The organism is Rhodobacter capsulatus, from assembly GCF_003254295.1.
GTDB classification, from domain to species: Bacteria; Pseudomonadota; Alphaproteobacteria; order Rhodobacterales; family Rhodobacteraceae; genus Rhodobacter; species Rhodobacter capsulatus.
Window position 1 is genome coordinate 244465 of the sequence record NZ_QKZO01000001.1, and the last position, 14834, is coordinate 259298.

Sequence of the window (14834 nt, forward strand, 5' to 3'; positions counted from 1 at the left end):
CATCCCATGTCCATTGCATCCGAAATCGGCCTCTACCGCGAGGCGCTCGTGTTTCTCGGCACGGCCGGGGTCATCATTCCGCTGATGACCCGGTTCCGCATCAGCCCGGTGGTCGGCTTTCTGGTCGCCGGTCTGCTGCTGGGTCCGAATGCCATCGGCCGGTTTGCCGAGGCCTTCCCCCCGCTGGGCTGGATCACCATCCGCTCGCAGGAGGCGGTCGATCAGCTGGCCGAACTGGGCGTGGCCTTCCTTCTGTTCACCATCGGGCTTGAGCTCTCGCTCGACCGGCTCTGGACGATGCGGCGCTCGGTCTTCGGGCTGGGCATGGCGCAGGTGGCGCTGACCACGGCGGCGATCGCCGTGACCGCCTTTTCCTTCGGCAACCCGATCGACGCCAGCCTGGTGATCGGCGCCTGTCTGGCGCTGTCCTCGACCGCGATCGTGGTGCAGCTTCTGGCCGAACAGCACCGGCTGACCTCGGTCGCGGGGCGCAACATCTTTGGCGTGCTTCTGGCGCAAGATCTGGCGGTGGTGCCGATCCTGTTCCTGATCGTCGTCTTCGGCGAGGCCGGAAAGGGCGGCACCGAAACGATCACCCTGCAGACGGTGCTTTCGGGCCTCGGCATCGCGGTTTTGCAGGCCGTTGCCGCGATCAGCCTGATCGTCGGCATCGGCCGGGTGATCCTGCGCCGCCTGTTCCGCTCGGTGGCGCGCACCCACAACCGCGAATTGTTCATGGCGGCGATCCTGTTCGTCGTCGTCGGCACCTCGCTCTTCACCCGGTTCGCGGGCCTCTCGATGGCGCTGGGCGCCTTCCTGGCCGGGCTTCTGCTCGCCGAGACCGAGTTCCGCCGTCAGGTCGAGGTCGATATCGAACCCTTCAAGGGCCTGCTGCTCGGCCTTTTCTTCATCTCGGTCGGCATGCGGATCGACCCTGCGGCGGTGGCGCAGCATCCGGTGATGCTGGCGATGTCGGTGATCGGCATGACCGGGCTCAAGGCGGCAGTGATCGCGGTTCTGGCGCGGCTCTTCGGCCTTGCCTGGCCCGTCGCGCTCGAGGCCAGCCTGCTGCTGGCGGGCGGCGGCGAATTCGCCTTCCTCGTGCTCAGCCTGGCCAGTTCCTCGGGGCTGACCACGCCCGAGGTGGAACAGTTCATGTTGCTCGTCGCCTCGGGGACGATGCTGGCGACGCCGATCCTGGCGCGAATGGGCCGCAGCCTTGGCCAACGCAGCACCCGCGCCACCGCGCTGACCGATCTGCCCGCCGAGACGCCCGAAACCGTCGCCAGCCGTCCGCTGGTGATCGGCGGCGGCCGGGTCGGCAAGCTTGTCTGCGACGTGCTGGCGGACGAGGGCTACAACTGTCTTGTCATCGACCGCGACGCCGAGCTGGTGGCGCGCGGCCGGGCCGAGGGGCGCGACATCATCTTCGGCGATGCCCAGCGCCCCGGCATCCTGCGCAAATGCGGCATCGAGACCGCGCCGATCGTCGTCGTCACGCTGCATGACGCGGCGATCACCGAACAGGTGGTGACGATGCTGCACCGGCTGCGCCCCGAGCTGCCGGTGATCGCCCGCGCCCGCGACGCCGAACATGCGGTGCGGCTCTTTTCGATGGGCGCGGTGCAGGTGATCCCCGAAGCCTTCGAGACCGGGCTGGATCTGGCGGGTGTGGCGCTGCGTCGGCTGGGCGCCCCGGCCGAGCAGACCCATGCGCTGCTCGAATCCCGGCGCGAGGCGATGTTGCGGCTGTTGCGCAGCGACCCGGGCCCGCGCTGAGCCGGGCAGGAAACGGGCCAGCCCGCGCCTGCGCGCAAACGCACCCTTCCCAGACCCGGGGCGAGGCCGCATCATCCCGGGCATGGATGACACCCTTGCACAGAACGGACCCGGCAGCGGCCATTCGACCAATCTTGTCGGGCGGTCCTCGGCTTTCATGGCCAGCCCCGCCTTCAACGCGGCGCCGATCCCGCTGCACATCTGGGGGGTGCGGGAAATGAACCCGGCGCTCTTCGCCATGCTGGATCAGGCCGAGACCCTGGTCGAGGCGAGCGAGGCCTTTCTGGCCTATATGGTCGCGATGTTCGGCATCGACCCCGAGCAGCGCGAGGCCGCGCCGGGCAGCCGCAAGCGGTTCCGGTCGTCCTTTCTGCGGCTCATTCAGGGCTGGGGCTTCGACAGCAACGGCCCCGAGGGTGCGGTGCTGAAAGGCTGGGTCGAAAGCCGCTTCGGCATCCTGCCCAGTTTCCACAAGGAGATCATCGCCGACATCCACGGCCCGGTCTGGCAGACCTATGTCGCGGAACGGATGCAAAGCCGCTTTCATGACAATGCGATCCTCGTGCAGCTCGATCTGCTGTTCGAATTCTGCCAATGGGCGATTTCCCGCTTCGCCTTTCCGGGGCAAAGCCATGTCACGCTTTACCGCGGCATCAATGCGGTGGACCGGCACGGCATCCTGGAACAGCCGGACAAGCGCGCGGCGGTGATCCGGCTCAACAACCTTGTCTCGTTTTCCTCCGACCGCGAGGTGGCGGACTGCTTTGGCGACCGGATCCTCACGACGCGGGTGCCGCTGGCCAAGGTGCTGTTCTTTCCCGGCCTGCTGCCCTCGCATCTGTTGCGGGGTGAGCGTGAATTTCTGGTGCTTGGCGGCGCGTTTCGGGTCAGTATCGAGGATATCTAGGGGGATGCGCGATGGGCGATGTGCAGGATCGGGCGATGGCGGCCTTTCTCGGCTTTGCGCTGGGCGATGCGCTGGGGGCGAGTGTCGAATTCCTGACCCCGCGCGAGATTGCCGCGCGGCACGGCCTGCACCGCGAGATCATCGGCGGCGGCTGGCTGAAGCTGAAGCCCGGCGCGGTGACCGACGACACGCAGATGGCGCTGGTGCTGGGGCGCTCGCTGATCGCGCGGCAGGGCTTTGACGCGAAGGACATCTGCTGCGGTTTTGCCGCCTGGCTGAAATCGGGTCCGGCCGATGTCGGCAACACCTGTCGGCGCGGCATCCGGCGGTTTCTGGAGCAGGGCACGGTCGAGGGCCCTTATGCCGAGGATGACGCGGGCAATGGTGCGGCGATGCGGGTGCTGCCGGTGGCGCTGGCGACGCTGGGCCATCCCGAACGCGCCGCCGCCTGGACCGTGGCGCAGGCGCATGCGACGCACAATCACCCGCTCTCCGATGCCGCCTGTGTCGCGCTGGTGCGGATGGTGCAGGGGCTTATCCTGGGCGCGGGCGGCGCCGTCCTCGCGCAGGAGGCCGAAGCTTTGATCGCGGCGCATCGCGATTTCCGTTTCACCCCCTATCGCGGCCGGTCCTCGGCCTTCGTGGTCGAGACGCTGCAGACGGTGCTGCATTACACGCTGTCGTCCGAGAGTTTCGAAGAGGTGCTGATCGGCACCGTCAATCAGGGCGGCGATGCCGATACGACCGGCGCGCTGGCGGGGATGCTGGCGGGCGCGCGCGGCGGGATGGCGGCGCTGCCGAAGCGCTGGCTGGACGCGCTTGACCCGGCGGTGACGGCCGAGATCCGCGCTCAGGTGCCGCAGCTGCTGGCGCTTTCGGGGATCAGTGACAGCTGACGCGCCAGATCGGCCTTGCGGGCCAGAAGCTTCTCGGCCAGGCCCACGCGGCCCTTATGGCGGGCGACGACCTTGCGGATCGCCGCCTCGGGCAGGGCGATCACCACGGTCAGGGCGGCGCGCAGGGCCGCGGGCGGCATCGGCCCGAAAAGCTGCCGGGCAAAGGGGTTGTCCGGGTCTTCGCGCAGCCGCGTGACCTCGGGTACTTCGGGGCCGAAGGCGCTCCCCTTGGGGTCGCCCTGGGCCCGAAACTCCAGCGCGCCGCCGACATCCAGCGTCGTCACCACGCCGCCGATCACGCCCTGATTGTCACCCTGAAACCCGGCGGCGTCCCAGTTCGCCAGCCAAGCATGCACGCCGAACCAGTGCCAGGCCTGCGCGCGCTCGGCCTCGCTCAGCTGCGACAGGCGGGATTTCTCCAGATCGACGAAGACCGTCGCCACCTGATCTGGGGCCGCGCAGGGCAGATAGGACAGCACCGGCGCCCCGGCCAGCCGATAAAGCGCCGCCGCCAGATATTCGTTCTGCGCCTGGGCGGGGCTTTCCAGTTCCTTGACGTAGATGCGCCCGCCTGCCGCATCGGCCCAGATCCCGCCGGGGTTCGAGCCGAGCCGCCCGCCGATGCGCTCCATCTGCGCCGGATCGACCCGCGCCGGTTCCTTGATCGCAACCGTCGCGCGCACAAGCGCCAGCTGCGCGGGCGTCTCGATCGCGCCGGGCCGGGCCGTACGCACCGCCTTGACCGCCGCTTTCGGATCGGCGCCCAGTTCCACCAGCAGCCGCGCCGCGATCATCCCCGCGCGCCCCAGACCGCCCTTGCAATGCACGACGACATCGGCGCCGGCGCGCAGGGCGGACCGGATCACCCGCCCCTCGGCCCGCCAGCGCGCCTCGAAAGCCGGGGTCGGCACGGAATAATCGGCAATCGGCAGGGGATGCCAGTCCATCCCCCGCGCCCGGACCTGCGTGCCAAGCTCCGGCACCTTGAGCGCAGCCAATTCCTGCGGCTCGACCAGCGTCACGACATGGGTCGCGCCCCAGCTCGCGATAGCGTCAAGATCAAGGTCCAGATCGCGCGCCCAGGCGCCCGACATCGCGGCGCGGTCGTGCTTGCCGGGGCAGAAGGTGATGCCGATCCGGCCCAGGCCGGGCCCGGCCGGAACTTCGGCGATCTGCAACGGATGGGTAAGGCTGGTGCGGGCGGTGGCCATGATCCCCTCTCGGACGGACGGGATCAGGATAGGGGCGGCACGCGGGGCGCCCAAGGCCCGGAACGTCGCAGGGCCGGGAAAACCCGGCCCTGCGCGAAACTTACATGCCAAGCAGATTTGGCAAGCCAAGGCTGATCGCCGGGACATAGGTCACCAGAACCAGGAAGGCGAGCATGGTCAGAAGCCAGGGCCAGACCGCCACCGTCAGCTCGGTGATCCCCATCTTGGTGATCCCCGAGGCGACGTAAAGGTTCAGCCCCACCGGCGGGTGACACATGCCGACTTCCATGTTCACGACGATCATGATGCCGAAATGCACCGGGTCGATGCCCAGCCGCACCGCGACCGGAAACAGGATCGGCGCCATGATCAGCACGATCGACGAGGGCTCCATGAAATTGCCCGCGGCCAACAGCAGCACGTTGACGATGATCAGGAACATCCACCACGAGAGGCCCGCGTTGACCATCCATTCGCCCAAAGCCTGCGGGATGCCCTCATGCGCCATCAGGAAGCTGAACAGCACCGCGTTGGTGATGATGTAAAGCAGCATCGCCGACATGTTGGCCGAGGACAAGAGCACGCGGGGCACGTCGCGCAGGGTCAGGTCTTTATAGACGAAGACCGAGATCACGAAGGCATAGACGGCGCTCATCGCGGCGGCTTCGGTGGGGGTGAAGATGCCCGCATAGATCCCGCCGATGACGACGATGATCAGCATCAGCCCCCAGGCGGCCTCGCGGAAGGCGGTCCAACGTTCGCGCAAGCTGGCCTTGGCCAGCCGCGGATAGTTGAATTTGCGCGCCCGGTTCCAGGTGGTGAAGGCGAGGAAGCCTGCCAGCATCAGACCGGGCACGACGCCCGCCATGAACAACTCGCCCACCGAGGCCGAGGAAACGGGTTGGCCATCGGGCCCCGTCACCACCATCCCCGAGGTGGCGACGGCATACATCACCATCACGATCGAGGGCGGAATGAGGATGCCCAGCGCGCCGGAGGTGGTGATGACACCCGCGCCGAATTGCTTCGGAAAGCCCTGATTGACCATCGCGGGCAGGATCACCGAGCCGATGGCGACGACGGTGGCGGGCGAGGAGCCCGAGACGGCGGCGAAGAGCGCGCAGGCGATCACGCCCGCAAGGCCAAGCCCGCCGTGCCAGTGCCCGACCATCGCCGTGGCGAAGTTGATCATCCGCTTCGCCACCCCGCCATGGGTCAGGAAGTTCCCGGCGAGGATGAAGAACGGGATCGCCATGATCTCGAATTTCTCGATGCCGGTGAACAGCTTGAGCGCCACCGTGTCGATCGGCACCTCGGTCATGGTGAAGAGGAAGGTCAGCACCGTCAGGCCAAGCGAGATCGAGATCGGCATGCCGGTGAGCATCAGGGCCAGAAGCAGCCCAAAGATGATGAGGGCGCTCATGTCAGTTGTCCTTCGGTTTTTCGACAAGGTCGCGCGGCGTCAGCGGCGAATGCAGCAAGCCATCGCCTTCGGCATCGATGCCATCGGTCTCGGTGTCGACGCCATCGACATGGCCGTGGTCGTGATGCGGCAGCTCGCCGGTGCGGGCGAAGGAAAAGGCCACCTGCAGGAAGCGGAAGCACATCAGCGAAGAGCCCGCCGGGATCGCCAGATAAACCAGCCACATCGGCAGTTCGAGATCGGGCGAGGTCGAGGAGGCGTGATACATGTGCATCACGAAATTCGCGCCCAGCGTCGCGATGATGCCGGTGAACAGCGCCCCGGCGCCCAGACCCAGCAGGATGAAGAAGCGGCGTTTCGGCGCGTCGAGCCGGTTGATCAGCACGTCGATGCCGACGTGAATCCCGGTGCGCACGCCGTAGGCCGCGCCGAATTTCGCCATCCAGACGAACAGGATGATGCACAGCTCCTGCGCCCAGACGAGGTTGATGCCACGCAACGTCGTGTAAAGGCTTTTCGCGGCGGCGGCGGCACCGGTCATGCCGTGGCCGCGGAAGAAGCCGACGAAATCGGCGACGAAGCCAAGGGTGAAACGATGGGTGACCGAGACGAAGATCAGCACCGTCGCCGTCGCGATGAGCGCGGCGATCAGCACCTCCTCGGCCCGGTCGAGGATGCGCAGCATGGCGGCCCCCGCTTAGGTCGTGAAAGGAAAGGGAAAGGGCGGCCCCGCTTGGAGCCGCCCGAAGGTCTTATTCCGCCGTCGCGGCCTTGACGGCGGCGATGGTCTCGGCGCCGATGCGGCCGGCCATTTCGTCATGCACCGGGGTCAGAACTTCTTCCCAGGCGGCGCGTTCTTCCGCGGTCAGCTCGTGGAATTCGGTCTTGCCGGCGTCTTTCATCGCCTGCAGGGCCGCCTCGTTCTCTTCCTTGGCGATGCCGTTCGCGTAATCGGTCGATTCCGCCATCGCCTTTTCAAGACCGGTGCGGACATCGGCGGGCAGGCCGTCCCAGAACTGCTTGTTCACGATCACCGCATAGCCCAGATAGCCATGGTTCGAGATCGTGGCGTGTTTCTGCACCTCGTTCATCTTTTGCGTGAACATGTTCGAGGGCGGGTTTTCGGTGCCGTCGACAACGCCCGTCTGCAGCGCCTGATAGACTTCCGAGAAGGCCATGACCTGCGGCACGGCGCCCAGCGCGTTCATCTCGGCTTCCAGCACTTTCGAGGACTGGATCCGCATCTTCAGGCCGAGAAAATCATCGGGCGTCATCAGCGGGCTGTTCGCCGACATGATCTTGAAGCCGTTGTCCCAGAAGGCCAGCCCGGTGATGCCCTTGGCTTCCAGTTTCGACAAAAGCATCTTGCCCACGTCGCCTTGCGTGACCGTGTGCAGCGCGTCGTAATCCTTGAAGATATAGGGCAGGTCGAAAACCTCGAAATCCTGCACGCCAAGCGGGCCGAATTTCGCCAGCGAGGGGGCGAGCATCTGCACGGCGCCCAGTTGCAGCGCCTCGAGCTCTTCCTTGTCCTTGTAAAGCTGGCTGTTCGGATAGACTTCCACATCCACCGCGCCGTTGGTGTATTTCTCGGCCAGTTCCTCGAATTTCGTGGCGCCCTTGCCCTTGGGCGTGTCGGGGGCGACGACATGGCTGAACTTGATCACGATCGGCTCGGCGAGCGCGGGGACCGAGAGCGCAAGGCTCAGCGCGGTGGCACCGACAAGGGCGCCCAGAATACGACGGGTCAACATGTGATTCTCCTCCGGTTCCCGCTCTCCACGGCGGGCCGCGGCTTTCATGCGCAAGAATCTTGCGCAACGCTATTGCGGCTTTCCGCAATCGAAAGACATGTTATGACCAAACGAACGGGAGGGATGTGCCATTTCCAAGCTGCGCGACACCATGGGCGGCCCTGCGGGGGACGCGGTCTGGACCGTTCCGGGCCTTCTTGGCGCGCGCAAGCTCGACCTTCTGGCGCTGATCCCGCTGGTGGCGATCGTCGCGCTGATGACGCTGGTGGGCGCGCTGCTGTTTGCCGTCGCGCAATCCGATGCCAGCCGCGCCCGGGCGAAACTGGCCACCGATGCGCTGTGGGTCGAACAGACGCTGCGCTTTCAGATGGCGGTGGACGAGGATGTGCTGGTGCGGCTGGCGCTGGACGCCAGCGCCGGGGCCTCGCAACAGGCCTTGTCGGCCCGGGCCCGGCTGCATCTGGCGGCGAACCCGGAAACGCTGGGCCTGCGCTGGTATGATGCGACGGGCCGTCTGGTCGCCGCCGTGCCCGAAGGCCCGGGGGCGGCCGAGGCGACGCTGGCGCAACAGCTGCTCGCCTCGGGGGCGCTGCCGCCGCGGCCGGTCTATGGGCCGGTGCAGGACGGCCGGGTGGTGCTGGCGGAACGGGTTTCGGCCTCGGGGGGCGTGGTGGTGGCGACGGTGTCGCTGCCGATGATGCTCGAACGCCATCTGCCCTGGTGGATCGCGGAACAATACGGGGTGCGGATTTCCGACACTTCGGGGGTGCTAGCCGAGCGCGCCCGCCGCCCGATCGCCGCCGAGGCGCCGCGGCACGGCATCAGCTTCGATCCGCCGCTGGCGGGAACGACGCTGGAGATCATGGCCTATGACGCCCCCGATGCCTTTGGCAATGCAGCCCTTCTGGCGGCGATCGGGGCGCTTTCGGTCTTTGCGGTGCTGGCGATGGTGGTGCTGCACAGGAACGCCCTGCGCCGCCGCATGGCCGAGGACCGGCTGCGCGCCGAAATGGCCTTTCGCCGCGCGATGGAGGAAAGCCTGACCGTGGGGATGCGGGCCAAGGATCTCTCGGGGCGCATCCTTTATGTGAACGGCGCCTTTTGCAAGCTGGTCGGGCTGGCGGCCGAGGATCTGGTGGGGCGCCCGCAGCCGATGCCCTATTGGGCGCCCGACATCCTGGAGGAGACCCTCGCCCGGCAACGGCAATTGATCGAGGGGCAGCCGGTGCCGCAGGCCTTTGAAACCCGGTTCCGCCGCTCGGACGGCTCCGAGATTGAAGTGCAGGTCTTCGAGGCGCCGCTGATCGACGCGGGCGGCAAGCATCGCGGCTGGATGGGCTCGGTGATCGACATCACCCAGGCGAAACAGGCGGCACGGCTGGCGCGCGCGCAGGACGAAAGCCTGGCCCGCACCGGGCGGCTGGTGACCCTGGGCGAGATGGCCTCGACCCTTGCGCATGAGCTGAACCAGCCGCTTGCCGCCATTGCCTCTTATGCCGCCGGGGGGCTCAATCTGTTCGACCAGCCCGAGCCGAACCTGGGCATGCTGCGGCAAGCCTTTGAAAAAATGGGGGCGCAGGCGCGGCGTGCCGGGCTGGTGATCCGCCGGGTGCAGGATTTCGTGAAGAAGCGCACGCCGCAGCTGGCGCCGCTTGACCTGTCCGAGGTGCTGGCCGAGGCGCTGGCCATCACCGCCCCCGTCGCGCGCGAACATCGGGTGAAGCTCGCCTCGCTGATCGAGGGCCGCATCCCCGGGGTGCAGGCCGACCGCATCCTGATCGAACAGGTGCTGGTCAATCTGATCCGCAACGGCGTCGAGGCGATGGCCGAGGGCCCCCGCACCGGCGACGACCTGACCGTGCGGCTGGCCCGCGCGGGCGCCACGGTCACCATCGGGGTGATGGACCGCGGCCCGGGCATTTCCGATGCCGTCGCGGCCAGTCTTTTCGACCCCTTCACCTCGACCAAATCCGAAGGCATGGGAATGGGGCTGAACATCTGCCGCTCGATCGTCGAGATGCATCATGGCAGCCTGTCGCACGGCCCCCGCACCGGCGGCGGCACCGTCTTCACCGTCACCCTGCCCGTCCCGCAGGAGGAGGCCCCGGCATGAGTTTCACCGTTCATATCGTCGATGACGAGGAAAGCCTGCGCGACAGTCTGGGGTTTCTGTTCGCCTCGCGCGCGATTGCCACGCGGACCTGGGCCTCGGGGGCGGATCTCTTGGCGGAATGGCCGCTTGCCGATTGCGGCTGTCTGATTCTCGACGTGCGGATGGAGGGGATGTCGGGGCCGCAGCTGCTGGATGCGCTGCAGGCGCGCCCCGAGGGGCTGGTGCCGCCGGTGATCTTTCTGACCGGCCATGCCGATGTGCCGCTGGCAGTGCAGTCACTGAAGGCGGGGGCCTTTGACTTCGTCGAAAAACCCTTCAACGACAACCACATCGTCGACATTGCCCTGGCCGCGATCGCGGCCCACGCGGGCCGTCTGGCCGAGGTGCAGGCGCGCGAGGCGGTGGCGGCGCGGCAGGCCAGCCTGTCGGCGCGCGAGGCCGAGGTGATGGGGCTGATGCTGGAAGGGCTGATGAACAAGCAGATCGCCGAACGGCTGGGCATCGCCATGCGGACGGTCGAGGTGCATCGCTCGCGCGTGCTGGCGAAGATGGGGGCGCGCAACATCGCCGATCTGGCCCGGATGACCTGACTTGATTTCGGCAGGGCGTGAACATAATGTGAACATATGGTTCAGCGCACCCTGCCCGAGAAACTGTCGATTCTGGCCGACGCCGCGAAATATGACGCCTCCTGCGCGTCGTCGGGCGGCGAACGGCGCGGCTCGCGCGATGGCAAGGGGATCGGCTCGACCACCGGCGCGGGGATCTGCCACGCCTGGGCGCCCGATGGCCGCTGCATCTCGCTGCTGAAAGTGCTGCTGACGAATTTCTGCATCTACGACTGTGCTTACTGCATCAACCGGGTCTCCAGCCGGGTCGAACGGGCGCGGTTCAGCGTCGAAGAGGTCGTCAGCCTGACGCTGGAATTCTACCGGCGCAACTATATCGAGGGGCTGTTTCTGTCCTCGGGCATCATCCGCTCGCCCGACGAGACGATGGCCGAGATGGTCCGCGTAGCCCGCACCCTGCGCGAGCGCGAGCATTTCCGTGGCTACATCCATCTGAAAACCATCCCCGATGCCGCGCCCGAACTGATTGCCGAGGCGGGGACATGGGCCGACCGGCTCTCGATCAATGTCGAACTGCCGACCGAGGCCGCGCTGACGCAGCTGGCGCCGGAGAAATCGGTCAAGACGATCCACGGCGCGATGGCCGAGGTGAAGGCCCGCGGCGAGGCCGCCCGGGATCGCACCGCGCGCGGCACGCGGGCGCCGCGCTTTGCGCCCGCCGGGCAATCGACGCAGATGATCGTTGGTGCCGATGCCGCGACCGATGGCGAGATCCTGCGCAGATCCTCTAGCCTTTACAACAGCTTCGCGCTGCGGCGCGTCTATTACTCGGCGTTTTCGCCGATCCCCGATGCGTCAAGGATGCTGCCCCTGATCCAGCCGCCGCTGGTGCGTGAACATCGGCTCTATCAGGCCGATTGGCTGATGCGGAACTACGGCTTTGACGCGACCGAGATTGCCCCGCCGACCGGCATGCTCGATCTGCAGATCGACCCGAAACTGGCCTGGGCGCTGGCGCATCGGGCGCTGTTTCCGGTCGATGTGAACCGCGCTGCGCGCGAGATGCTGTTGCGCATCCCCGGCATCGGTCCGCGCAGTGTCGAGCGCATCGTGACGGCGCGGCGTCACCGGACGCTGCGTTACGAAGACCTGCTGGCCATCGGTTGCGTGCTGAAACATGCCGAGCCCTTCATCACCCTGCCCGGCTGGTCGCCCCGCGCGCTGCCCGATGACGCCAATCTGCGCGCGCGCTTTGCCCCCGCGCCGGAACAGCTGAGCCTCTTTTGATGCAGATCACCCTGCCACGCATCGGCACCGTGGCCGCCTGGCGGCAGCAGGTGCGCCGTCTGGCCGCCGCGGGCATCGATCCGGCAGCGGTGATCTGGTCGGTGGGCGAAACGGCGCCCGATCTCTTCGCCGCAGCCCCCCCGCGGCCCGCTGCGCCGACGCGGCTCATGCTCTCGCGCGAGGCGGTGGAAGGGATCGAGATGGCCTTGATGCACAGTGACCCCGAGCGGTTTTCCCGCGCCCATGCGCTGGTGCTGCGGCTCTCGCGCCGGGAGCTGCGCTGGGGGGATCGGTCCGACCCGGCCTTGCGGCGGCTTCTCGATCAGCAAAAGGCGGTCGGACGCGAGATCCACAAGATGCATGGTTTCGTGCGCTTTCGCGAGGTGACGCCGCCCGGGGCGAACCGGCGCGCCTTTGCCGCCTGGTTCGAGCCGGAGCACCCCATTCTGGAGGCCGCCGCGCCGTTCTTTGCCCGCCGGTTTGGCGACATGGACTGGCTGATCGCAACGCCAACTCTGACAGCCAGCTGTGAAGACGGAGAGATGCGGATCACCGAGACCGAGGCCAGGCAACCACCGCCCGAAGACGCGGCCGAGGAGCTGTGGCGGGTCTATTTCGCCGCGATCTTCAACCCGGCGCGGCTGATGGTGCGCGCGATGAAATCGCATATGCCGCAGAAATACTGGAAGAACCTGCCCGAGGCCGATCTGATCCCCGGGCTGATCCGGGCCGCCGAGACCCGGGTGCGGGCGATGCACGACCCCGGCACCGCCCTGCCCGCCACCCTGCCCGGTCCCCGGCTGCGCCGGAAAGCGCCTGCGGGCAGGAGCTAGCGGCCCCGGATCAGATCGGAAAAGGGTTTCGTGCCGTGATGGCGCTGCCCGAGCGGGGTGATCAGCGCCGCCGCGTCGCGTTCGGCGGCCGGGACCGCCGCGATCAGCCCCAGATCGGTCAGGTAATCGGGCAGACGGCCCGACAGCACCAGACGCCGGTCAAGCGGCAGATCGGGTTTCAGCCTGCGCGCCAGCTGCCAGACCGCGGTGGTGCAATTCGAGGTCAGCGTATTGTAAAATCTGGGCTCCTGTTCCAGCTCCTGCGCCAGCGCAAGATAGGACAGGAACATGTCCCGGATCTGCCCGGGCGTCAGATCGACCGGATAAAGCCGCACCTGTTCCTTGCGGTAATTGGTGCGCAGCTTGACGATGTCATCTTCGGTCGCCGCGATCAGCACCTGTTCGAACTGCCGGAAGAAGCCGCCGATCTCGTTGAACTTTTCGCCCCTCTCGCGGCGGATCTCGACCGAGAACACCACATGCTGGCCGGTCGAGAAGCCGAAACTGACCAGCAGATGCGCGATATCGGGGCGCGACCAGACCGAGGTGAACATGTCGAGACTGTCCAGTTTCGACAGGTCATATTCTTGCGAGATCCAGCGCGGTGTCGCCTCGGTCTCCGATGTCCAGTCGAAATCGCGGATGTTCGACAGCGTCACCCGCTCTCCCTCGATCCGCGCGGTCACGCCCCGGGCGACGTCGATCTCCCAGTCGCGGTCCTGCCGCGGCGTGATCGTGTGATACCAGAGGCCCACCGTGACCGCGGCCAGCCCGACCAGCGCCAGCGCCAGCCCGCGGTGATCGCCAAACCAGAGCCCAAGCGCAGAGAGCGCCGTCAGACCCAGAAGCGCCAGCGCGATCAGGCGCACGGGACCGGAGAGCTGCAGCCAGACCGCCGTGACGGCCCAGGCGGTGCCCGCCAGGATCAGCCCGACGACAAGGACATGGCCCAGAACATGCAACAGACGGATCATCATGGTTCTCCTTGGGGGATGGGCGGGGTGCCCCCGCCCGGCTCCGTTACAGGCTCGTCTTGCCCGAGGCTTCGGCCAAAAGACGCTCGGTCCGGGCCTCTTCCAGCTTGTTGTAGATCCGGTCCGCTTCCTCCTTGTCACGCAAGGCTTTCGACAGCGCCGCGGTGGTGTAGACAAGCATCAGCGCAGACATCGCATAATAGCCCTTGGCGGAAAAGCTCGCTTCCAGCGACCAGATCCCCCCGGCCATCATCACCGCGGCGATGGTGAACATGACATAGGTGAACAGGTTCCAGGCGTTCGAGACTTTCGGGGCATAGGTGGTCATGATGTCGATCCTTGGTTGAGATTCAATGTCCGGGGGCAGGCGTCAGAGCGATTTTTCGCGCAGCCGGGCCAGCACTTGCGCCGCCTCGTGGCGCAGGGCCGCGCCGCAGCCCGCCGCGGCAAGCCGGGCCACCGTCGCCTCGGCCGAGGCGGCGCGGCCAAGCTCGCTCATCGCGCTCTCGACCGCTTCGGCATGGGATTGCCGCGCCTGCAGCCGCGCCAGCGTCGCTTCGGCCTCGGTCAGCGAGGCCGTCACCCCGTCGGGCAGCGTGCCGCGCAGCTTATGCGTGCGGCTGGCGGCATCGGCGATCTGCCTGCCCCGCTGCAGCGCCCGCAAGCGCTGTTCGGCAAGGTTCACCGTCTCGCGCAGCCGCCGCGTCTCGGCGTCGTAATGCGCGATGGCGCGGGCGGTGGCTTCGGCTTCGGCCTGCAAATCGGCGATGGCCGTGGCAGCTTCTGTCGCCAGATCCTCGCGGCCCCGCCCCAAGGCCGCCAGCGCCCGGGTTTCCAGATCGGCGATCTGTCCCGCGATCCGCGCCGCCGATTGCTGCTCGCGCGCGGCGTAAGCCATCACCACGGCCACGGCGCGTTTCGCCCCCTCCAACCCCTCGGCCGCGTCGCGCAGCTGCTGACGCAGGATCGTCAGCGCCTGCGCATCGGTGAAAGCCTCCTCCGCATCGGCGGCTCCGGCCCGGATCAGGGTGGTGATCCTCTTGAACATCGGCGTCCTCCTCGTTATGAACGTTGTTCATGGAGACTGT

At 67.2% G+C, this 14834-nt stretch carries 14 protein-coding genes; 7 read left to right on the plus strand and 7 right to left on the minus strand.

The genetic code is table 11. The features are described from left to right. The first annotated feature begins 6 nt into the window (after nt 1–6). From LY44_RS01185 to draG, 3 genes are all read left to right on the plus strand, one after another. A complete protein-coding gene (locus LY44_RS01185; protein WP_055212294.1) occupies nt 7–1779 on the plus strand; it encodes a cation:proton antiporter domain-containing protein in 1773 nt (590 codons plus the stop codon). Nucleotides 1780–1861: 82 nt separating this feature from the next. Next, nucleotides 1862–2686: an NAD(+)--dinitrogen-reductase ADP-D-ribosyltransferase gene (locus tag LY44_RS01190; protein WP_055212292.1), complete on the plus strand. Its 825-nt coding sequence runs from the start codon at nt 1862–1864 to the stop codon at nt 2684–2686. 11 nt (nt 2687–2697) lie between these two features. Next, nucleotides 2698–3582, plus strand: coding sequence for an ADP-ribosyl-[dinitrogen reductase] hydrolase (gene draG, locus LY44_RS01195; protein ID WP_055212290.1), 885 nt, complete (start codon nt 2698–2700; stop codon nt 3580–3582). Here the strand turns inward: draG and LY44_RS18200 are convergent. The 4 genes from LY44_RS18200 to LY44_RS01215 form a co-directional block, all read right to left on the minus strand. After that, entirely contained in the window at nt 3537–4793 is a 1257-nt protein-coding gene (locus tag LY44_RS18200) for a cyclin-dependent kinase inhibitor 3 family protein (RefSeq protein WP_081024507.1), read from the minus strand. The two genes, draG and LY44_RS18200, sit on opposite strands and share 46 nt — an antisense overlap. 100 nt (nt 4794–4893) lie before the next feature. Beyond that, the gene (locus tag LY44_RS01205) at nt 4894–6216 is read right to left on the minus strand and encodes a TRAP transporter large permease (RefSeq protein WP_055212288.1); all 1323 of its coding nucleotides are present in this window, start codon (nt 6214–6216) and stop codon (nt 4894–4896) included. Nucleotide 6217: 1 nt separating this feature from the next. Beyond that, the gene (locus LY44_RS01210) at nt 6218–6901 is read right to left on the minus strand and encodes a TRAP transporter small permease (protein WP_055212286.1); all 684 of its coding nucleotides are present in this window, start codon (nt 6899–6901) and stop codon (nt 6218–6220) included. 67 nt (nt 6902–6968) lie between these two features. Next, nucleotides 6969–7970 (minus strand): TRAP transporter substrate-binding protein, encoded by a 1002-nt coding sequence (locus LY44_RS01215; protein WP_055212498.1) that lies wholly within the window; start codon nt 7968–7970, stop codon nt 6969–6971. A gap of 139 nt (nt 7971–8109) precedes the next feature. Between LY44_RS01215 and LY44_RS01220 the strand changes: the two genes are divergently transcribed. Genes LY44_RS01220 through LY44_RS01235 form a run of 4 tightly spaced genes read left to right on the plus strand, consistent with a single transcriptional unit; the run spans nt 8110 to nt 12772 of the window. Next, entirely contained in the window at nt 8110–10083 is a 1974-nt protein-coding gene (locus LY44_RS01220) for a sensor histidine kinase (protein WP_055212284.1), read from the plus strand. Then, complete coding sequence (locus LY44_RS01225; protein WP_055212282.1) at nt 10080–10673, plus strand: response regulator transcription factor; 594 nt, start codon at nt 10080–10082, stop codon at nt 10671–10673. Before LY44_RS01220 ends, LY44_RS01225 begins: the two co-directional genes overlap by 4 nt. A 36-nt stretch (nt 10674–10709) precedes the next feature. Beyond that, nucleotides 10710–11939, plus strand: a complete 1230-nt coding sequence (locus tag LY44_RS01230; RefSeq protein WP_055212280.1) for a putative DNA modification/repair radical SAM protein — start codon at nt 10710–10712, stop codon at nt 11937–11939. Further along, entirely contained in the window at nt 11939–12772 is an 834-nt protein-coding gene (locus LY44_RS01235; protein ID WP_055212278.1) for a TIGR03915 family putative DNA repair protein, read from the plus strand. The genes LY44_RS01230 and LY44_RS01235 overlap by 1 nt, the downstream gene beginning before the upstream one ends. On the opposite strand, the gene LY44_RS01240 is transcribed toward LY44_RS01235, so the two are convergent. From LY44_RS01240 to LY44_RS01250, 3 genes are read right to left on the minus strand one after another with little or no spacing between them, the layout of a single operon-like run. Then, nucleotides 12769–13746 carry an Lnb N-terminal periplasmic domain-containing protein gene (locus LY44_RS01240; protein ID WP_055212496.1) on the minus strand — a complete coding sequence of 326 codons (978 nt, stop codon included), beginning with the start codon at nt 13744–13746 and terminating at the stop codon, nt 12769–12771. The genes LY44_RS01235 and LY44_RS01240 overlap by 4 nt on opposite strands. Nucleotides 13747–13792: 46 nt before the next feature. Further along, nucleotides 13793–14074: a YiaA/YiaB family inner membrane protein gene (locus LY44_RS01245; protein WP_055212276.1), complete on the minus strand. Its 282-nt coding sequence runs from the start codon at nt 14072–14074 to the stop codon at nt 13793–13795. 42 nt (nt 14075–14116) lie between these two features. Then, the gene (locus tag LY44_RS01250; protein WP_055212274.1) at nt 14117–14794 is read right to left on the minus strand and encodes a PspA/IM30 family protein; all 678 of its coding nucleotides are present in this window, start codon (nt 14792–14794) and stop codon (nt 14117–14119) included. Between the last annotated feature and the right edge of the window lie 40 nt (nt 14795–14834).